The 18,425-nt window shown below is 64.0% G+C and carries 19 protein-coding genes; 13 read left to right on the top strand and 6 right to left on the bottom strand.

Translation table 11 applies throughout. The features are described 5' to 3' along the window. Positions 1 to 39: 39 nt before the first annotated feature. On the bottom strand, positions 40 to 891 hold the full coding sequence (locus ACFSOZ_RS16140) for a mechanosensitive ion channel family protein (RefSeq protein WP_379099893.1): 852 nt from the start codon (positions 889 to 891) through the stop codon (positions 40 to 42). A gap of 241 nt (positions 892 to 1,132) precedes the next feature. Here ACFSOZ_RS16140 and rsfS point away from each other — a divergent pair, with 241 nt between their 5' ends. The 10 genes from rsfS (at position 1,133) to ACFSOZ_RS16090 (ending at position 10,739) form a co-directional block, all read left to right on the top strand. Further along, positions 1,133 to 1,510, top strand: coding sequence for a ribosome silencing factor (gene rsfS / locus ACFSOZ_RS16135; protein ID WP_023678068.1), 378 nt, complete (start codon positions 1,133 to 1,135; stop codon positions 1,508 to 1,510). 85 nt (positions 1,511 to 1,595) lie between these two features. Further along, positions 1,596 to 2,078 carry a 23S rRNA (pseudouridine(1915)-N(3))-methyltransferase RlmH gene (gene rlmH, locus ACFSOZ_RS16130; RefSeq protein WP_379099890.1) on the top strand — a complete coding sequence of 161 codons (483 nt, stop codon included), beginning with the start codon at positions 1,596 to 1,598 and terminating at the stop codon, positions 2,076 to 2,078. Positions 2,079 to 2,203: 125 nt separating this feature from the next. After that, complete coding sequence (locus ACFSOZ_RS16125; RefSeq protein WP_379099887.1) at positions 2,204 to 3,535, top strand: murein hydrolase activator EnvC family protein; 1,332 nt, start codon at positions 2,204 to 2,206, stop codon at positions 3,533 to 3,535. A 1-nt stretch (position 3,536) separates the two neighbouring features. After that, positions 3,537 to 4,868, top strand: coding sequence for a S41 family peptidase (locus ACFSOZ_RS16120; protein ID WP_379099884.1), 1,332 nt, complete (start codon positions 3,537 to 3,539; stop codon positions 4,866 to 4,868). A gap of 193 nt (positions 4,869 to 5,061) precedes the next feature. Next, the gene (locus ACFSOZ_RS16115; RefSeq protein ID WP_379099881.1) at positions 5,062 to 6,240 is read left to right on the top strand and encodes a divergent polysaccharide deacetylase family protein; all 1,179 of its coding nucleotides are present in this window, start codon (positions 5,062 to 5,064) and stop codon (positions 6,238 to 6,240) included. A gap of 30 nt (positions 6,241 to 6,270) precedes the next feature. Beyond that, a complete protein-coding gene (locus ACFSOZ_RS16110) occupies positions 6,271 to 6,792 on the top strand; it encodes an RNA pyrophosphohydrolase (RefSeq protein ID WP_379099878.1) in 522 nt (173 codons plus the stop codon). Between the two features lie 174 nt (positions 6,793 to 6,966). Beyond that, positions 6,967 to 8,106 (top strand): alanine racemase, encoded by a 1,140-nt coding sequence (gene alr / locus ACFSOZ_RS16105; RefSeq protein ID WP_379099875.1) that lies wholly within the window; start codon positions 6,967 to 6,969, stop codon positions 8,104 to 8,106. Between the two features lie 274 nt (positions 8,107 to 8,380). Beyond that, positions 8,381 to 8,803 (top strand): nucleoside diphosphate kinase regulator, encoded by a 423-nt coding sequence (gene rnk / locus ACFSOZ_RS16100; RefSeq protein ID WP_379099872.1) that lies wholly within the window; start codon positions 8,381 to 8,383, stop codon positions 8,801 to 8,803. 35 nt (positions 8,804 to 8,838) lie between these two features. Beyond that, the gene (locus ACFSOZ_RS16095) at positions 8,839 to 9,360 is read left to right on the top strand and encodes a GreA/GreB family elongation factor (RefSeq protein ID WP_379099869.1); all 522 of its coding nucleotides are present in this window, start codon (positions 8,839 to 8,841) and stop codon (positions 9,358 to 9,360) included. A 122-nt stretch (positions 9,361 to 9,482) separates the two neighbouring features. Further along, positions 9,483 to 10,739 (top strand): D-amino acid dehydrogenase, encoded by a 1,257-nt coding sequence (locus tag ACFSOZ_RS16090; protein WP_379099866.1) that lies wholly within the window; start codon positions 9,483 to 9,485, stop codon positions 10,737 to 10,739. A gap of 4 nt (positions 10,740 to 10,743) precedes the next feature. Here ACFSOZ_RS16090 and ACFSOZ_RS16085 read toward each other — a convergent pair whose 3' ends face one another. The 3 genes from ACFSOZ_RS16085 to ACFSOZ_RS16075 form a co-directional block, all read right to left on the bottom strand. Then, on the bottom strand, positions 10,744 to 12,909 hold the full coding sequence (locus ACFSOZ_RS16085) for a phospholipase D-like domain-containing protein (RefSeq protein WP_379099863.1): 2,166 nt from the start codon (positions 12,907 to 12,909) through the stop codon (positions 10,744 to 10,746). After that, positions 12,906 to 13,349 carry a hypothetical protein gene (locus ACFSOZ_RS16080; RefSeq protein WP_379099860.1) on the bottom strand — a complete coding sequence of 148 codons (444 nt, stop codon included), beginning with the start codon at positions 13,347 to 13,349 and terminating at the stop codon, positions 12,906 to 12,908. Before ACFSOZ_RS16080 ends, ACFSOZ_RS16085 begins: the two co-directional genes overlap by 4 nt. A gap of 123 nt (positions 13,350 to 13,472) precedes the next feature. Next, on the bottom strand, positions 13,473 to 14,354 hold the full coding sequence (locus ACFSOZ_RS16075; RefSeq protein WP_379099858.1) for a LysR family transcriptional regulator: 882 nt from the start codon (positions 14,352 to 14,354) through the stop codon (positions 13,473 to 13,475). A gap of 373 nt (positions 14,355 to 14,727) precedes the next feature. Here ACFSOZ_RS16075 and ACFSOZ_RS16070 point away from each other — a divergent pair, with 373 nt between their 5' ends. Then, entirely contained in the window at positions 14,728 to 16,224 is a 1,497-nt protein-coding gene (locus ACFSOZ_RS16070; RefSeq protein ID WP_379099855.1) for a CoA-acylating methylmalonate-semialdehyde dehydrogenase, read from the top strand. Positions 16,225 to 16,283: 59 nt separating this feature from the next. On the opposite strand, the gene ACFSOZ_RS16065 is transcribed toward ACFSOZ_RS16070, so the two are convergent. Together ACFSOZ_RS16065 and ACFSOZ_RS16060 are read right to left on the bottom strand one after the other, a co-directional pair. Next, positions 16,284 to 17,084, bottom strand: coding sequence for an SDR family oxidoreductase (locus ACFSOZ_RS16065; RefSeq protein ID WP_379099853.1), 801 nt, complete (start codon positions 17,082 to 17,084; stop codon positions 16,284 to 16,286). After that, positions 17,081 to 17,410, bottom strand: coding sequence for a nuclear transport factor 2 family protein (locus ACFSOZ_RS16060; protein WP_379099850.1), 330 nt, complete (start codon positions 17,408 to 17,410; stop codon positions 17,081 to 17,083). The genes ACFSOZ_RS16065 and ACFSOZ_RS16060 overlap by 4 nt, the downstream gene beginning before the upstream one ends. 83 nt (positions 17,411 to 17,493) lie before the next feature. Between ACFSOZ_RS16060 and ACFSOZ_RS16055 the strand changes: the two genes are divergently transcribed. Next, positions 17,494 to 17,871, top strand: a complete 378-nt coding sequence (locus tag ACFSOZ_RS16055; protein WP_379099847.1) for a winged helix-turn-helix transcriptional regulator — start codon at positions 17,494 to 17,496, stop codon at positions 17,869 to 17,871. A 230-nt stretch (positions 17,872 to 18,101) separates the two neighbouring features. Beyond that, entirely contained in the window at positions 18,102 to 18,419 is a 318-nt protein-coding gene (locus ACFSOZ_RS16050; RefSeq protein WP_379099844.1) for a hypothetical protein, read from the top strand. Positions 18,420 to 18,425: the final 6 nt, after the last annotated feature.

Raw genomic sequence — 18,425 nt, 5'->3', positions numbered from 1 at the left:
TGTTTGGGCATGATCTTCTTCCAAAACCGGTATCCACGCTTATTGCCGGCGGGCTTCCGGCGCCGGCGCTTCGGGTGGCGGCTGTGGGATCGATATGCCTTCTGCGTCGAATTCCTGCTTGGCGCGCTTGGTGAGGTCGGCCTGGGTGGCGAAGAAATCCGCCGACGATGTCCAGAAGCGCAGTGAAATCGAGACGGTACTTTCGCCAAGGGTCGCCACGAAAGCGATCGGCGCCGGGTCGCGCTTGACCCGGCGCTCGGCGACGGCAATGGCAAGCAGCGTCTTCTGGGCGCGGTCGATGTCGTTCCAGGAGCCGATCGAGAGCGTGATGTCGCCACGGCGCACGCCGTTGCGCGAAAAATTGCGCACCGGCTGGTTCCACAGCGTCGAATTGGGCGCCAGGATGTAGACGCCGTCGGCGGCCCTGAGCCTGGTTGCGAAGAGGCCGATCTCCTCGATCGAGCCGACAATCGAACCGACCTCGACGGATTCGCCGATGCGGAACGGCCGCAGCGCCAGAAGCATGATGCCGGCGGCGATATTCTGCAGCGTGCCTTGCAGCGCCAGGCCAATGGCGAGACCGATGGCGCCGATCGCGGCGATGATCGACGCCGTCTGCACGCCAAACTGGCCGAGCACCATGATCGTGACGAGGATCAGGATGGCATAGCGGACGATCTTGGAGAAGAAATGCCGCAACGTCGCGTCGAAACCGTGGATATGGCCGAGGCCGGCGAAAATCGAGCGTTCGGCAAGTCCGGCGACGATATAGCCGCCAACCAAAAGGATGACGGCACCGATGGCCGAGAAGGCGTAGGAAACGATCAGCGTGCTGAGCTGCGCGAGGCCGGCCTGGACGGTCAGAAGGGCGTTTTGAGGGTCGATCGGCATGGGGAAAATCCGGTTGGTCGGTGAGCCGATAACCCATGCGGACGGCCATGGTTCCGATCTTTCGCGCAAGCGGCGGAACCGGGGGACCGACAATACGTTCGTGCGCGACAGGGCGCCGTCTTGAAACTGCAACGGAACTCTGCCTATCTATGAGGTGTCACCTGTTTTTGTGGGTGATTTGGTTGTTCTTGCTGCGAAAGGAAATACACTGAGAACAGCACTGCGGAAGAAGGCCGATATCATGCCTTCGCCGGCCGGGATCAGCGTAAACGACGCCGTGTCTCGCGCCATCAAGACAGTCCTTGCCAGTCTGGAAGACTCCAAGGCCGAAAACATCGTCTCAATCGACATTCAGGGGAAATCGAGCCTCGGCGACTACATGGTCGTCGCGTCGGGCCGATCGCACCGTCATGTCTCGGCTGTCGCCGATCACCTGCTCAAGGCGCTCAAGGATGCCGGTCTCGGCACGGCGCGCGTCGAGGGGCTGGCAGGCGCCGACTGGGTCCTGATCGATTCGGGCGACATCATCGTCCATGTCTTCCGTCCCGAAGTCCGCGACTTCTACAATCTCGAAAAGATGTGGCAGGCGCCGGATCTCGAGGAAGAGACCCTCCACTAAGCCGTCTTTGTTTTGATGCATGTCATCGTCCCGAAACCGGTTCCCACTTTTGGGTGACATGCATTAGCGGCTTATAGGGGCGAGGATGAAGATATCAGTTCATGCCGTGGGCCGGATGAAAGCCGGCCCCGAGAAGCAGCTCGCCGACCGCTATTTCGAGCGCTTTGCCAAGAGCGGCCCGGCGGTGGGGCTCGAATTTGCCGGTGTGGCCGAAATCGTCGAGGGGCGCGCCCAGACCGCCAACGAGCGCCGGCGCGAGGAAGGCCAGAAGCTGCAGGGGCAGCTGCAGCCCGGCACCGCGCTATTCCTGCTCGACGAACGCGGCAAGAGTTTTTCGTCCGAAGACTTCGCAGGGCGCATCGGCCAGCTGCGCGATGGCGGCCGCAAGGCGCTGGTCATTGCCATCGGCGGTGCCGACGGACACGATCAGCCGCTGCGCGATCAAGCTGAACTGGTGATGTCATTCGGATTGCTGACCTGGCCGCACCAACTGGTGCGCGTGATGCTGGGGGAGCAGTTGTACCGGGCCGCGACCATCCTGTCCGGCCATCCCTATCATCGTTCGTAAACCGGTGAATTGGCGCGACACACACGGATTTCCGCCCCAATGCGTCGCCAGACTACGCCAATTGACGGGGCCTCCGAACATGGTTGATTGTTCGTTAACGAAGCCACGCATAGAGTCGGGCTTCAATGTCTGAAGACTGGAAATCAAGGAAGAGCTCATGGCGCGCGCGCTGCGGCATCGCGGCGGCGGTGGTCGTGCTGTCGCTGCACACGGCGCGAGCCGAGAACACGCTCGACCTTGCCCCCGATCCGGACCAGAGCCGCGCCGAATACGAACAGGTCTCGAAGGAGATCACCCTGTCGTCCGAGCGCCTGGCCAAGCTTTCGGCAGACATAGCGACGATCAAGAAGGATCATGCCTCGATCACTGCCGCGCTGATCCAGTCGGCAATGACCGAGCAGAAGCTCGGCCAGGACATCGAGGATATCGGCGCCAGGCTGGAAGGGCTGAAGGGCCAGGAGCAGAAAATCCGCACCTCGCTGATGGCACGACGCGACGTGCTGGCGGAGGTGCTGGGCGCCCTGCAGCGCATGGGGCTCAACCCGCCGCCGGCGATCCTGGTCAAGCCGGAGGACGCGCTGTCGTCGGTGCGCAGCGCCATCCTGCTCGGCGCCGTGGTGCCGGAACTGCGCCAGCAGACCGATATTTTGCTGACCGATCTCAAGGAACAGTCGCGGGTCACGGCCTCGATTGAGGCCGAGCGGGCGCGGCTGACGGCGGCGGTTGGCGACCAGACGGCGGAAAAAAAGCGGCTCGGCATGCTGCTGGAGGCCAAGCAGAAGCTTGAAACCGACACGCAAACGGAAATCGCGGCCGAAAAGCAGCGATCCGAGGCGCTGGCCGCCAAGGCCGGCAGTCTGAAGGAATTGATCGCGTCGCTCGAAGCCGACAAGAGCCGCAAGGCGGCGGATGCGGCCAAGGCCGCCGAGCAGAAGACGGCGGATGGCGACAAGACAGCGGCGCCGGCCGATCTGGCGTCGCTACCCGTGCCGGAAGGCAATCAACTTACGGCGACGGCACCGTTTTCGGCCCTGCAGGGACAGATCGCGCTGCCGGTCACGGGCCGCATCAAACGGCGATTCGGTGCCGAGGACGGTAACGGCGCGGTGATGCTTGGCGACATGGTTGCGACACAATCGGGAGCCATCGTCACCGCGCCGGCGGATGGGAATGTGCTTTATGCGGGGCCGTTTCGCTCCTATGGTCAACTCTTGATCCTGAACGCAGGCGACGGCTATCATGTCGTTTTGGCGGGGATGAGCAGAATCAGCGTCGCGACTGGCCAGTCAGTGCTCGCAGGAGAGCCGGTCGGCGCGATGGGAGAGGCCCGGGTGGCGAGCACCTCGGTTTCGAAGAATGGAAATGCCACACCGGAACTCTATGTCGAGTTCCGCAAGGATGGAAAACCCGTAGATCCGGCCCCATGGTGGGCGGACCGTTTTTCTGGAAGGACGTGAAATGATGCGGAAACTGTCGCTTCTGTTTGCCGGTGCGCTGATGGGCGCGTCCGCCATGAGCCTTGTTTATGGCACACCCGGCTCGGCGGCGAACGCTGCAGGGTCGGAGACCTACAAGCAACTGGCCATCTTCGGCGATATCTTCGAGCGGGTACGGGCACAGTATGTGACGCCGCCCGACGACAAGTCGCTGGTCGAGAACGCCATCAACGGCATGCTTGCATCGCTTGATCCGCACTCCTCCTACATGAACGCCGAGCAGGCGCAGGACATGCGCGTGCAGACGAAGGGTGAGTTCGGCGGCCTCGGCATCGAGGTCACCATGGAGAACGACCTGGTCAAGGTGATCACGCCGATTGACGACACGCCGGCCGCCAAGGCAGGTGTGCTGGCCGGTGACTACATCGCCAAGATCGATGGCGAGGAGGTCCGCGGCCTGACCCTCAACGACGCCGTCGAGAAGATGCGCGGCCTGGTCAACACGCCGATCAAGCTCACCATCCTGCGCCAGGGCGCCGACAAGCCGATCGAACTGACGGTCGTGCGCGACATCATCAAGGTCAAGGCGGTCAAGTTCCGGGTCGAGAACGATATCGGCTACATGAAGATCACCTCCTTCACCGAAAAGACCTATGACGACCTCGAGAGCGCCATCGACACCATCAAGAAGCAGGTGCCGAACGACAAGCTCAAGGGCTATGTGCTCGATCTGCGCCTCAATCCGGGCGGCCTGCTCGACCAGGCGGTGAGCGTCTCCGATGCCTTCCTCAACCGCGGCGAGATCGTCTCGACACGCGGCCGCGATCCGAAGGACGTCACCCGCTTCGATGCCAAGCCCAAGCAGGTCGACGACATCAACGGCAAGCCGATGATCGTTCTCGTCAATGGTGGCTCGGCCAGTGCGTCGGAAATCGTCGCCGGCGCGCTGCAGGACCTGCGCCGCGTCACGGTGGTCGGCACGCAGTCCTTCGGCAAGGGATCGGTGCAGACCATCATTCCGCTCGGCGAGAATGGTGCGCTCAGGCTGACGACCGCGCTCTACTACACGCCGTCCGGCAAATCGATCCAGGGCAAGGGCATCACGCCCGACATCAAGGTCGACCAGCCGCTGCCGCCGGAATTGCAGGGCAGGGACCTGACGCGCGGCGAATCCGACCTCAAGGGCCATATCAAGGGCGCCGACGAGAGCTCGACCGGTTCGGGCTCGGCGGCCTATGTGCCGCCGGATCCGAAGGACGATCTGCAGCTCATCTATGCCGAGCAGCTGCTGCGCGGCCAGAAGACCGATCCGGCTTTCCCGCCCAATCCGGAAAAGGCCGTGCTCAACCAGTAAGGGTTGTGGCCGACAACAGGCTGGCCGCCTGATGGAAGCAATGCGATGCTGCCGGGACCGAAAGGTTCCGGCAGTTTGATTCGGGGCAGGCGAAGCCCTGAGATGTGGCGCCAGGGGTGCGCCAGGATTGATGAATTCGCGCATGTCTTTTCGAAGGGTTTCGTCTTCGGAGCCATTCGCCCGGGGATGCAGCTTGGCTGACATAGGCAAGGACATCGAACGCCCGCTTGGACAAACCGTCCGGCTGCCGCGCGCCGCCGGCAAGGTGAGCCCCGGTGCGATCGCGGCAACCGTGGTCGTGCTGGCGGTGGTCGGCGTCTCGGGTGCGATCGCGCTGAGGGAAAAGCCGTTCCGCAAGCCGCAAGAGGTCGCCGTGTCGACGCCGAAAGTGACGGCGGCGGCCGAGCCCGCCGCTGCGCCGGCCGCATTGGCCCCGGTGGCGGCAGCCAAGCCGGAGGCGCCGGCAAAGACAGGCGGGCCGCAGATCATCCATGTGCAGACGGAAGAGGGTGATGGCCCGCCCAAGGCGATCGTCATCCGCGACCCCTCGACCCTCGGCCAGAATTTGAAGATCGCCCATATTCCTGACAAGGCGCTGATCGAAGCCAGCGAAACCGGGCCTCTGCCGGTGCGCGCGGCCGATGGCCGGCGGCCGTTCGACGTTTATGCGCGGCCCTGGTCGGGCGCGCGCGGTGCGCGGGTGGCGATCGTCATTGGCGGACTATCGGTTTCGCAGACCGGCACCCAGGCGGCGATCGCCAAGCTGCCGGCGGAGGTGACGCTGGCCTTCGCGCCGCAAGGCAACAGCATCGGCCGCTGGATGCAGGCGGCGCGGCAGAGCGGCCACGAGATCGTCATGCAGGTGCCGCTCGAACCGTTCGACTACCCGAAGATCAACCCCGGCCGCAACACGCTGACGGTGGCGGCGAGCGCGGACGAGAATTTGAAAAACCTGCGCTGGGCGCTGTCGCGGACGACGAACTACACCGGTGTCATGAACTACATGGGCGCGCGTTTCTCCACCGACGCGGCGGCGATGGAGCCGTTCATGGCCGAGCTCGGCAAACGCGGGCTGGCCTACATCGATGACGGCTCGTCGGCGCGCAGCCTGGCGCCGGACCTCGCTTTGAAGGACGGTGTGCCCTTCGTCTCCGGCGACACGGCGATCGATGCCGTACAGGATCGCGGCGCCATCCTGAAAAAACTCGACGGGCTGGAAGCCACCGCGCGCGCCAAAGGCTTTGCCGTCGGCATCGGCTCGGCCTTCGACGTGACGGTCGACACGGTGTCGTCCTGGGTGACTGAAGCCAAAAAGCGCGGCATTGAGATCGTGCCGATTTCGGCGGTGGCCATCGATCCGCAAAAAGGCTAGCCATCGGAAAACGGCTTGGAAGATTGACTGATGGCAAAGACAAAAACGATCGACCGCGAAACGCTGCCCTATCGTCCCTGTGTCGGGCTGCTGATCCTCAATGCCGATGGCCTGGTCTGGGTCGGGCACCGCATCGCCGAACCGGACAGCGAATTCGCCGGCACGACGCAGCTCTGGCAGATGCCGCAAGGCGGCATCGACAAGGGCGAGGAGCCGTTGCAGGCGGCCGCGCGCGAGCTCTACGAAGAGACCGGCATGCGTGGCGTTTCGCTGCTTGCCGAAGCGCCGGACTGGATCAACTATGATCTGCCGGACCACCTCGTCGGCATCGCTTTCAAGGGCAGGTATCGCGGCCAGACGCAGAAATGGTTCGCCTTCCGCTTCCATGGCGATATCAGCGAGATCCAGATCAATCCGCCGCCAGGCGGCCACACCGCCGAATTCGACAAATGGGCATGGCGGCCGATGCCGGACTTGCCCAACCTGGTCGTACCGTTCAAGCGCCATGTCTATGAAGACGTGGTGGCGGCGTTCCGGCATCTGGTGCAATAGCCTCGACGTGAAACGACCGCAGTTGCCGTGCCGGCTCGGCGGTCCTATTGATGTCTAAAGCGCGTCGCGTGGATTCAAACGACGCGCTTTAGGTCTTTGTTTTTTGCATGTCGTCATCCCAAAACCGGGGTCACTTTTGGGCGACATGCATTATCCGCCGCAAGAAGGGTCGCCATGAACGACGCCCCCAAGAGGTCGCTGCCCAAGGACGTCGCTGCCACAAGCGAAGCGGTGGCCGGCGCCATCCTCACCATCGACCTTGGCGCGATCCGTGAAAACTACCGGCGGCTGAAAGAACAACTGGGTGGCGTTCGCTGCGCCGGCGTGGTCAAGGCCGACGGCTACGGGCTTGGCGCGAGCCAGGTGGCCGCCGCGTTGCTGCGCGAAGGCTGCGAAATCTTCTTCGTCGCGCTTCTGGGCGAAGGCATCGCCCTGCGCCGCTCGCTTGGGCCGGATGTTTCCATTTTCGTGCTGAACGGTATTCCGCCCGGTGCCGAGCCGGACGCCGTGGCGGCAAACCTTTGCGCCGTCGTCAACAGCCCGGAACAGCTGGCGGCCTGGCGTGCGGCGGCCCGCCGCGCCGGCCGAAAACTGCCGGCGGCGATCCAGGTCGACAGCGGCATGTCGCGGCTCGGCATGGCGCCCCAGGATGTCGAGCGCATCGCTGCCGACCCGCGCGCCTTTGACGGCATCGACATCCGTTTCGTGATGAGCCATCTGGCCTGCGCCGACGAGCCGGATCATCCGGCCAATGAGCAGCAGCGACTTGCCTTCGAGCGGTTGCGCAAGATGTTGCCGGAGGCACCGGCCTCGTTCACCAATTCGTCCGGCATCTTTCTTGGCCAGCGCTTTCACTACGATCTGGCCCGCCCCGGTGCGGCGCTCTACGGCATCAATCCAACACCGGCCAAGCCGAATCCGATGCTGCCGGTGGTGCGGCTGCAGGCCAAGGTCGTCCAGGCACGCATGCTGGAGGCCGGCGTTGGTGTCGGCTACGGCCACATTTTTCGCACCACGGCCCCTCTCACCGCTGCGACAATTTCGCTCGGCTATGCCGATGGCTGGCATCGCCGCGCGGCGTCCGCGGCCTGGTTCGAGGGCGTGCGGTTGCCCTTCCTTGGGCGGGTGTCGATGGATTCGATCATTCTCGACATTTCCGCCTTGCCACCCGGCCGGCTGGGCGAGGGCGATCTGGTCGAGCTGCTCGGCCCCCCGCAAAGCGTCGATGACGCGGCCGGCCATGCCGGCACCATCGGCTACGAAATCCTGACCAGCCTCGGTCCTCGCTTTCATCGGCGCTACGTCGATGGTTGAGCGGTTTGGCCGCGCTTGACAAGCGGACGCCTGTCGGCAAGGTTTCGTACATGAGCAACCTCGCCCATATCAGAACCTTGTTCAGGGTCTGCCCGATCGCGGGATCGTAGCCCCGGCGCGGCCGCCTTTTTGGCGTCCGTCCGAACCGGGGCATCCGTACATCCAACATCGCCATCAAGTCTGACAGCCCTCGCGGCTGCCGGCTTTTCATCAAGCTGCCGTCCGTACGGCGGCAAGCGCGCATCAATTCAATGCGCCAAGTCATGAGGTTGCCATGCAACACGCAACAGGATTGCGTCCACAGAGCCAGCTCATGGTCAGCGATACTGACCATGACAGACTGACAGGCCTGGCGAGAGCGTCGCTCGACCGTACACCTGAGACCGCTAAAGAGCTGCTTTCGGAAATGGACCGGGCTGTCGTAACGGAAGCGGCGGCGATGCCGGCCGACGTGGTGCGAATGGGTTCGACAGTGACAATCCGTGGCGAAGGCGGGAACACCCAGCGCATCACGCTGGTCTATCCCGGCGATGCCAACATCACCGAAAACAGGATCTCGGTGCTGACGCCCATGGGAACGGCGCTCATCGGCGCGACCATGGGGCAGGCGGTGTGCTGGAGCAGCCGTGGCGGCCGGGAACTGTCGGTGACCGTCGAAGCCGTCGACACGCCCGCCTCCGGCCAGCAGGGGCGCTGATCGTGGAGGCGGTGATGAAAAGCACGAATTGTCGCTTGACGACGAAGGACTTTGCCGTCCTCGAAATCATGCTGGAGCGTCGGCGGGCATTCGCGGATCCGATGGTGGACATGCTTGAACACAAGCTTTCAAACGCTGATCTCGTTCCGATCGATTTGGTCGAACCCGATGTCGTGACGCTGAACAGCAGAGTGGTGTTTTGCATCGGCGCAGGCCCTGCCGAGACGCGAACCCTGGTGCGAAACGAAGTGAGCGGACCGGTCGGCTCCAGCCTGTCGATCGCAACGAGGCGTGGGCTTTGCATGCTTGGCATGGCGCAAGGCCAGGCGGCCATGATCGAACAGGCCGACGGCAGGCGAGAGTCGATCCTGATCAAGGCCGTGCTTTATCAGCCTGAGGCAGCGCGGCGCGCGGTCAAGGACAAATCCCAAGCCGAGGTGAGGCGACCGCATGGGCTCACCCTGGTCTACAGCGCTGCGGCCGACAGGCGGCCTCTTGGCGAGGAGGCTGGAATGCGGCAGACAGAGGACGACGACCCCGGTCCCTCGGCGGCGTGAACGGGCCACAGCGCATGGCCCGAAAATCGGAATCGATTTTCGGAAAGGATCATGCGCAAATCGGAAATGCGGCCGCGTCTACGGGTGTCCTGAAGGACGCGCGGCGCGGCAAGGAGTGAACGATGAAAATCATGGTGCTGGGCGGTGGCGTCATCGGGGTGACCACGGCGTATTATCTCGCCGAGGCCGGCCACGAGGTGACGGTGGTCGATCGCCAGAAAGGCCCGGCACTGGAAACCAGCTTTGCCAATGCCGGCGAGATCTCGCCCGGCTATGCCTCGCCCTGGGCGGGGCCCGGCATTCCGCTGAAGGCGATCAAATGGCTGCTGATGAAGCATGGCCCGCTGGTCGTGCGGCCGGCCTTCGACCCGCATATGTGGACGTGGCTGATCAAGATGCTGCGCAACTGCACGGCCGAGCGTTATGCGATCAACAAGGCGCGCATGGTGCCGCTGGCCGAGTACAGCCGCGACACGCTGAAGGCGCTGCGCGAAGCGACAGGCATCGCCTATGACGAGCGTAGCCAGGGCACGCTGCAGCTGTTTCGCACACAAAAGCAGCTCGACGGCACCGGTGGCGATGTCGAGGTGCTGAAGAAGTATGGCGTGCCCTACGAGATCCTCGACCAGGACGGTTGCATCGCGGCGGAACCGGGCCTAGCCGGCGTGCGCGAAAAATTCGTCGGCGGCCTCAGGCTGCCGCGCGACGAGACCGGCGACTGCAAGATGTTCACCGACAGGCTGGCCGAGCTGTGCGTGGCCCGTGGCGTGAAATTTGAATATGATCTGACCGTATGGCGCGTACTGCGCAGCCGCAACCGCATCGCCAATCTCAGCACCAGCAAGGGCTGGATGACCGCCGATGCCTATGTGATGGCGATGGGCAGTTACTCGGCGGCGTTTATGCGCCGGGTGAAGCGGCCGATCCCCGTCTATCCGGTCAAGGGCTATTCGATCACCGTGCCGATCCAGGATGCCGCCGTGGCACCGGTGTCGACAGTGATGGACGAGACCTACAAGGTGGCGATCACCCGGCTCGGGAACCGCATCCGGGTCGGCGGCACGGCCGAGATTTCCGGCTTCGACCTCAGGCTGCACGAATCGCGGCGCCGCACGCTGGAACACTCGGTCGGCGATCTCTTTCCGGGCGCCGGCGCCATGCGGGACGCGACGTTCTGGTGCGGGCTGCGGCCGATGACGCCGGATGGTCCGCCGCTGATCGGCCGTACCGAGCTTTCCAATCTCTATCTCAACACCGGCCACGGCACGCTCGGCTGGACCATGGCCTGCGGCTCGGCCAAGGTGCTGGCCGACATCATCTCGAGCCGGGTGCCGGACATCGACGTCCGCGACCTCGCGCAGGAGCGTTACCTGCGGTAGGGGATTAGAACGCCTGCCTGACCCAGTCTTCGTCGAACAGCAGCCGGTAGGCCCACGGGATCGTCACATTGGTGGCGACCGGGTTGGAGTGAGCGAGATAGTCGTCATAGATCGCCTTCATCCTGGTGTAGAAGGCCGGGTCCAGCACCATCATGCCATTCTCCGAGTCGTGGAAGAAGCTGCGGTTGTTGAGATTGACCGAGGAGATGGCGACTAGCCTTTCGTCGATCATCATGATCTTGGAATGCAGCACGACATCGGGCGCCTTGAACTCGCGAATGTGGATGCGGTCGCCATATTTCTCGACGAACAGCTTGTTGAGTGCGGTGAGGAACTTGCCGCCGATATCGCCCTTGAGATCGATGCGGCCGACAATGTCGATCTTGACGCCGCGAGCGAGCGCCCGGTCGAAAGCGTGGCTAAGCTTCGGCGTCAGGTTGAGGTAGGGATTGACGATCTGGATATGGTGCTGGGCGGCGTCGACCAGTTCGACAAAGTAATCCTCCAAGGCATGGCCATCCGCGTAGGGCACGGAGATGAAGTGCCGCGCCGTGCCTGACGGGCGGTGGCCGTCGGACCGGACCGGAATGGAGAAGGGGCGCGCGATGTTGGTGTCGGCGTCGCGCAGCCACACTGTCGAAAGATGCGCGGCGAGCGTCTCGACCGTGGTCCGGTCGGCGAACTCGATGTCGAAGTCGCTCCAGTTCGAATAGTAGTTCAGCGAGAACCCATCGGTCTTGCCGTATTGCTCCAGGTCGGGATGGCGCGAAAGATCGATCGGCTGGTGGAACAGGAAGCCGTCATGGATGTTGCGGCCGCCGATGATGACGCGTGAGCGTCCGGGCTCATCAGCCAGCGTCGCCAGCATCTTGATGTGGTGGGTCTTGTGCAATTGTGAGATCTGCTCGTCGATCGGCGCGCCCTGATCCGCCCGCCAGCGGTACTCCTGCAGCTCGACATTTGGGAATTCGGCCGCCAGCCGGTGCAGCAGCGCATCGTCCTTGTCGCGCTCCAGCACGTCGGTGACCATGATGCGCACCTTGGTGCCGAGCGCGGCATGGTGGCGGATCAGGCGTTCGATGATGCGGCCGGAAAAATCCGCCTTGAACTCGAGCGAGGACAGATAGATCAGCTTCAGCTTAGGCGCCTTTGAGAAGTCGAGAGGCAGCTCCGGATCGCCCTTGTCGATGGCGCTGTCGGACAGCGGTGCTCCCATCAGGGCCTCGACCTTGGCGTTGAAGCCGTCGCGCGACTTGCGCAGCAGGCGCGGTTCTCCGATCGGCAAGGCGCAGGTCTGCGACAGCCAGCGGCTGGCGTAGAAGGCGCGGCTGAGGGGATCGAGGCCCTTCGGGTCGGGCGTCGGACAACGCTCGTAGCGGCTGTCGAAGGCGGCGAGCGCCGGATCGGCGGTCTCTTCGCGCCGGATGGTGAGCGGCGCGCCGGCCGGCACAAGGCTGGAGCGGATCCTGGCAGTGCAGCGGTTCAGGCTGTCGCTGGGGAACAGGCTGACCGTGTCGTCCTCGCCAGACAGGCGAAAGCGGAATGCCGTGCCCGCGGTGATGGTTCGCGAACCGGCGCCGTTGCGGAGCGCCAACGCGCCGTCGCATGAGGCCTCGATGTCGACCGGTTGCTTGCCCGCCTGGCGCAGCATGATCTCGACGCTGCGCGCCTGCAGGCCGGAGAAATCGAATGTCTTGGGCGCCGAAGGCCGTGCCGCCGCATCGATGTAGAGCGTCTGCCGCGACACCCGCCAGCGTCCGTCGAAATGGCCAACGCCGCTGCCGCCGCCGACCGGCGGCAGATGCGTTTCGGCAACCGGCCCGGCCAGGTGCTGCAGCGTCCGGTAGGTCGCCTGGAAATCGCTGTTGCGGATTTCATGGCGGTCATGACCGAAAGGGCCGGTGCCGTTGGCCCGGTCCATGGCGCCGAGCAGGTGGTGGGCGAGCAGCGCCAGGAACCGCTTTTCGTAGTCGCTTGTGCCGGCGTCGCCAAAAAATTGAGCGGCGGCGACCCGCGGCCCAGGTGTCGTGGCCGACAGCGAGGGTCGAGCGCAGGCCTCTTGGCCCTGCAGCAGGTCGCAGGCATTGCGGCCAGGCGAGCCGGCACAGCCGGCAAGGACAACGAGCGCCAGCCCGAACAGGGCCACGATGATGGATGCGCGGCCGTTCACTCGGTCGCCCCGGCCTTCAGGGCGCTCAGTTGTGCCGGGTCGCGCGGCGGCATGAAGCCTTGCGGGAACACCTTGCAGACGGGGATGGCGAAAGTGGCGATCAGCAGCTCCGCCTCGCCACGCATCTTGCGGGGTGCTGTCTTGTCGTCGCGTATCGCTTTCGCCGAGGCGACGAGGGCACCATCGCAGTCGCAATGATTGTGGCGGGCGATGTAGCAAGCGTCATGCGTCTGGCAGGCCGCGTCGAGACGGGAGACCGGGCGCGCCGACAGATCGCCGGTGCGGGTGCCGGGGCCGCAGTAATTGCCGAAGACGAAAGGCGAAGGGCGCGCCATGGCGTAGCGGATCGGTCTGGGCAGTTCGGCTTCCGGCACCCTGGTCCATGGATTGGCGCAAGCGGAAAGGCAAAGCAGCGGCAGGATGGCAAGAACGGCTCGCATTTTTATCCGCGCCAGCTTTCCGAAAGATTTCCACCCCGCGGCAGGAATTCCACCGTGAGATCGCCAGAATTGCACGCCCGGTGCCACAGTCATCGATTTTGTGGCGAGGAAAAGGCGGCATGTCTAAACGAACAGGCTTCTCTCCCGCTCCACCGCCTTGGTGATGAAGCTGGCGACGATCTGGACGCGGCGCAGCGGCCGGACCGATTCGTGGTAGACCAACCAGTAGGCACGGCGGATGGGCGCGACCACGTCGACGGACACCAGTTCCGGTATCGAGCGGGCGACGAAGGTGTGCAGGATGCCGATGCCGGCGCCCGACCGCACCGCTTCGGCCTGGCCGAGCGCCGAGGAGATGGCGAAGCTGGTGCGCCAGTCCGGGCTGAATTCGGCGGCATAGTCGAGCGAGGGGCTGACGATGAGGTCCGGCACATAGCCGATGAGGGTGTGCTGGCCGAGCTCGGCGGCTGTTTTGGGCAAGCCATTCGCTTGCGCATAGGCGCGCGAGGCAAACAGGCCGAGCGAGTAGTCGACCAGCTTGCCCGCCACCAGCCGGCCTTCGGTCGGCCGCTCGACGGTGATGGCGATGTCCGCCTCGCGGCGCGACAGCGAGAAGGAGCGCGGCACCGGCACCAACTGGATGGTCAGTTCGCGGTGCAGCGTGGTTAGCGCGCCGAGACGCTTGGCCAAGAAAGCGACGCCAAACCCGTCCGGCGCGCCGATGCGCACCGTGCCGGAGACATCGTCGCCTTCGCCGGCAACGGTCGAGCGCGCGGCGATCATGTCGCCCTCTATGCGCTCGGCGATATCGAGAAAGCGCTCGCCCGCCGGAGTCAGTTCGCTGCCGGTGGTCAGCCGGCGAAACAGTTTTGTCCGCAGTGCATCCTCGAGCGCGGCGATGCGGCGCGAGACGGTGGCGTGGTTGAGTTCCAGCCGCTTGGCCGCGCCAAGGATCTGGCCGGCCCGCGCCACCGCCAGGAAAATGCGGACGTCATCCCAGTTCATGGGGGCGGTCCGCATGGCTAAGGTCAATGTCGTGTTCCTTCGCGCCCCCCTCCGTCCTGGCGGACATCTCCCCCTCTACGGGGGAGATCGGCAGTTGTACGGGCGGCTCTCGCCTAACGGCCTCGACGATTGGCGAAAGCACAGATGACAGCCCAATCTCCCCCCTAGAGGGGTAGATGTCCGGCAGGACGGAGGGGGGCGCGAGTGAACTCAACCTGTCATCCTTGAAGCGGCAGACTGCCTCATTTGCGGGAATTGATGCTCTTCCGTCAACCGCTATCTATTTCACGCACAACGGTTGCGTTCTGGCTCGCGTTGCCATCCGCTAGCCAAAGGGGGACAATGCACCATCACAAACCCAGGGAGAGAAATCATGATCGACTACGGTCATTTCATCGGCGGCAAGCATGTCGCCGGGACCAGCGGCCGCAAGCAGGATGTCATGCAGCCGATGGACGGCACCGTGCGTGGCACGGTGGCGCTCGCTTCGCAGGCGGAACTGCGCGCAGCCGTCGAGAATGCCAAGGCAGCCCAGCCCAAATGGGCGGCAACCAATCCGCAGCGCCGCGTGCGCGTGCTGATGAAATTCCTCGAACTCGTCGCCCGCGACTATGACCAACTGGCCGACATCCTGGCGCGCGAGCACGGCAAGACGATCGCCGACGCCAAGGGCGACATCCAGCGCGGCCTCGAAGTGGTCGAGGTCTGCATCGGCGCGCCACATATGATGAAGGGCGAATTCACCGATGGCGCCGGCCCCGGCATTGACGTCTATTCGATGCGCCAGCCGCTCGGCGTCGTCGCCGGCATCACGCCGTTCAACTTCCCGGCAATGATCCCGCTGTGGAAGATCGCGCCGGCCATCGCCTGCGGCAACGCCTTCATCCTGAAGCCGTCGGAGCGCGATCCGGGCGTGCCGATGCGCATTGCCGAACTGTTCATCGAGGCCGGCCTGCCGGCTGGCATCCTCAACGTCGTCAATGGCGACAAGGGCGTGGTCGACGCGATCCTCGACGATCCCGACATCAAGGCCATCGGCTTTGTCGGCTCGACGCCGATCGCCCACTACATCTATTCGCGCGGCACCGCCGCCGGCAAGCGCGTGCAGTGCTTCGGCGGCGCCAAGAACCACATGATCATCATGCCCGACGCCGACATGGACCAGACCGTCGACGCGCTGATCGGCGCCGGCTACGGCTCGGCCGGCGAGCGCTGCATGGCGATCTCGGTTGCCGTCCCGGTCGGCGAGGATACCGCCAGCCGGCTCATGGAAAAGCTGGTTCCGCGCGTCGAAAGCCTGAAGGTCGGACCTTCGACCGACTCTTCGGCCGATTTCGGCCCGCTGGTGACGGCGCAGGCCCTGGAGCGGGTCAAGGGTTACGTCGACACCGGCGTCAAGGAAGGCGCCAAGCTGGTCGTCGACGGCCGTGGCTTCTCCATGCAGGGCTACGAGGATGGCTACTACATGGGCGGCTGCCTGTTCGACAACGTCACATCAGACATGCGCATCTACAAGGAAGAGATCTTTGGTCCGGTGCTCTCGGTGGTGCGGGCGCCGACCTATGAGAGCGCGATCAAGCTCGCCAACGATCACGAGATGGGCAATGGCGTCGCCATCTTCACCCGTGACGGTGACGCGGCGCGCGACTTCGCCTCGCGGGTCCAGGTTGGCATGGTCGGCGTCAACGTGCCGATCCCGGTGCCGATCGCCTACTACACCTTCGGTGGCTGGAAGGCGTCGTCCTTCGGCGACCTCAACCAGCACGGCCCGGACGCGTTCCGCTTCTACACCAAGACCAAGACGGTCACCTCGCGCTGGCCGTCGGGCATCAAGGATGGTGCGGAGTTCGTCATCCCGACGATGAACTGAAATCCGACAGCTATTTCACGGAAAAGGGCGCGGCTTGGCCGCGCCCTTTTTGCGTTGGATCACACGGTCGGAATGGTACCGCCGTCGATGACGTATTCGGCGCCATGGATGGCGGAAGCGCGGTCCGAAACAAGGAATGCCACCAACTCGGCAACTTCTTGCGGCCAAGCCGGCCGACCGATCGGGATGCCGCCAAGCGCATCCATGATGCCCTGGCGTGCGGTTTCCTCATCCGAACCGGAATGGGCTGCCAGCCTCTTCACCATCGCCTCAGATGCGGTGGTGTGGATCCAGCCCGGCGCAACGGTGTTGACCCGAATGCCTTTGGGGCCGAGCTCCTTGGACAACGCCTTGCTGTAGGTTGCAAGGGCTGCCTTCGCCGCTGCATAGGCGATGGTGGATTCGTGCAGCGGCAACCGGCGCTGGATCGACGATATGTGGACGATCACGCCGGCACCCTGTTCGACCATATGCGGGACAAGCAGGCGGTCGAGCCGCACCGCCGCGAGCAGGTTGAGGCTCAGCTCGTCCTGCCAGGCCTGATCGGTCAGTCCGGCAAATCCTCCACCGGGGCTCTTCGACCCGCCGACGCTGTGAACGATGATATCGACGCCACCGAGCCTGTCCATGGTGGATGCCGCCACTTTTTCTGCGCCGGCCAGAGTGCTGATGTCAGCTTGCACGAACAGCTTCGGCGATGATGGTTCGGTCGCCGAGCGGGCGGTTGTGACAACCATCGCGCCCGCCGCCGTAAGCCGGCGCACAATGGCTTCGCCGGCACCCTTGGTGCCTCCGGTGACCAGAACGCGCTTGCCGGCAAATTCCTGATTGTCGACCGGGAATTTCCCAGGGATGGTCACGCACCGATCTCCAGCCGCGTGATCCGGTCGTCGGCCAGCGTGAAGTTGTAGTGGAGCGTCGCCGGGCTGCCCGGGAAATTGCCTGAGACGAGGCCGGCAATCCGCCATGCATCGCCATTGGCGGTCGCGTCCGCGACCTCAACCGTCACCCGATATTTGGTTGTCGTTGCCTCCATCCATCCGCGGATGGCGGCCGAACCCCGACGGGTTTCGCCTTCGTCCTTGACCGTGGCATCCGACGCGAAGGGAATGAGCATGGCGTCGATGTCGTGCCTGTTCTTGGCGGCAAAATAGTCGGTCAGCGGCTGCGGAAGTTTTACGGTCATGGTTCGTCTCCGGTTCCAGTTCCTGCCGTTGACGCGAAGGTCTGCGGTCTTGTCCGGGTCCTAAAATGAGATATGCTGAGAAAATGACAAGAACCGACGAAAAAGTAAGGTACTTACCTGAAAGTAAGGTCGAAGTATTGACGCCATTGTCGGCGGCGAGCGGCGTCGAGAATGTGCTGCGTATCCTCGAAGGCCGCTGGAAGCTGGTGATCCTGTTTCACCTGTTCGGCGGCAAGGTGCTGCGCTTCTCCGATCTCGAACGGGCGATCCCGGCGATCTCGCAGAAGATGCTGATCCAGCAGCTGAGGCAGATGGAGGGCGACGGGATCGTGCGCCGCATCGTGCATCATCAGGTGCCGCCGAAAGTCGAATACTGCCTGACCGATTGGGGGCAGGCGCTATGCCCGGCTCTTGACGCCCTGCTGAAATGGGCGGCGCTTCGCGAACCCGTGGAGGGCTGACGACAGATCGTCGCCGGGCAGCGCGCCGCAGGGCCGAAATGGCGCTTGTTTTCGGATCGGGACCTCACCATATCGAATCCAGGGAATGTGACAGAATTCCCAGACGACAGACCGGAAACCAGAAGGAGTGACGTGATGAAGACGTCGGACCCGGCCTGGAACGCTCCGGCATATTGAGGCTGCCCCATGTGCCTCCCTTTGCCGGAACGTGAAGGCGAAGGAGGTGCCAAATGGCACACAATTATTTGTTTCGATGGATCAGGATAGCCGCGATCGGCGCCGCGCTGGCGCTGTCGACGCTATCCGCACAAGCGCAATTCGTCTGCGGCGGCCACGGCGATCTTGTCGCGGGACTGGCGCAGGCCTTCCAACAAAGGCAAATCGGCTACGGCGTGGTCGGACAAGCCGCCATTGTCGAGATCTATGTTTCGGCAAGTGGGACATGGACCATGCTGGTAACCGACGTGCAGGGCCAAAGCTGCATCATCGCGACCGGTGAGGGCTGGGAGAATACCCTCGCGGTGACCGCGACGGCGCAAGGGATCTGACCGCCC

This window comes from Mesorhizobium newzealandense (genome assembly GCF_042682145.1).
GTDB classification, from domain to species: domain Bacteria; phylum Pseudomonadota; class Alphaproteobacteria; order Rhizobiales; family Rhizobiaceae; genus Mesorhizobium; species Mesorhizobium newzealandense.
The sequence above is the reverse complement of the archived record's forward strand: the minus strand, read 5'-3'. Positions and strand labels throughout refer to the sequence as shown.

Bases quoted from the DNA above. Each gene is read 5' to 3' on its own strand.
- rnk (WP_379099872.1), top strand. From the start codon at position 8,381: ATGCAACACGCAACAGGATTGCGTCCACAGAGCCAGCTCATGGTCAGC.
- ACFSOZ_RS16075 (WP_379099858.1), bottom strand. From the start codon at position 14,354: ATGAACTGGGATGACGTCCGCATTTTCCTGGCGGTGGCGCGGGCCGGC.
- ACFSOZ_RS16090 (WP_379099866.1), top strand. From the start codon at position 9,483: ATGAAAATCATGGTGCTGGGCGGTGGCGTCATCGGGGTGACCACGGCG.
- ACFSOZ_RS16060 (WP_379099850.1), bottom strand. From the start codon at position 17,410: ATGACCGTAAAACTTCCGCAGCCGCTGACCGACTATTTTGCCGCCAAG.
- ACFSOZ_RS16070 (WP_379099855.1), top strand. From the start codon at position 14,728: ATGATCGACTACGGTCATTTCATCGGCGGCAAGCATGTCGCCGGGACC.
- ACFSOZ_RS16055 (WP_379099847.1), top strand. From the start codon at position 17,494: ATGACAAGAACCGACGAAAAAGTAAGGTACTTACCTGAAAGTAAGGTC.
- ACFSOZ_RS16110 (WP_379099878.1), top strand. From the start codon at position 6,271: ATGGCAAAGACAAAAACGATCGACCGCGAAACGCTGCCCTATCGTCCC.
- ACFSOZ_RS16120 (WP_379099884.1), top strand. From the start codon at position 3,537: ATGATGCGGAAACTGTCGCTTCTGTTTGCCGGTGCGCTGATGGGCGCG.
- alr (WP_379099875.1), top strand. From the start codon at position 6,967: ATGAACGACGCCCCCAAGAGGTCGCTGCCCAAGGACGTCGCTGCCACA.
- rlmH (WP_379099890.1), top strand. From the start codon at position 1,596: ATGAAGATATCAGTTCATGCCGTGGGCCGGATGAAAGCCGGCCCCGAG.
- ACFSOZ_RS16080 (WP_379099860.1), bottom strand. From the start codon at position 13,349: ATGCGAGCCGTTCTTGCCATCCTGCCGCTGCTTTGCCTTTCCGCTTGC.
- ACFSOZ_RS16050 (WP_379099844.1), top strand. From the start codon at position 18,102: ATGGCACACAATTATTTGTTTCGATGGATCAGGATAGCCGCGATCGGC.
- rsfS (WP_023678068.1), top strand. From the start codon at position 1,133: ATGCCTTCGCCGGCCGGGATCAGCGTAAACGACGCCGTGTCTCGCGCC.
- ACFSOZ_RS16140 (WP_379099893.1), bottom strand. From the start codon at position 891: ATGCCGATCGACCCTCAAAACGCCCTTCTGACCGTCCAGGCCGGCCTC.
- ACFSOZ_RS16125 (WP_379099887.1), top strand. From the start codon at position 2,204: ATGTCTGAAGACTGGAAATCAAGGAAGAGCTCATGGCGCGCGCGCTGC.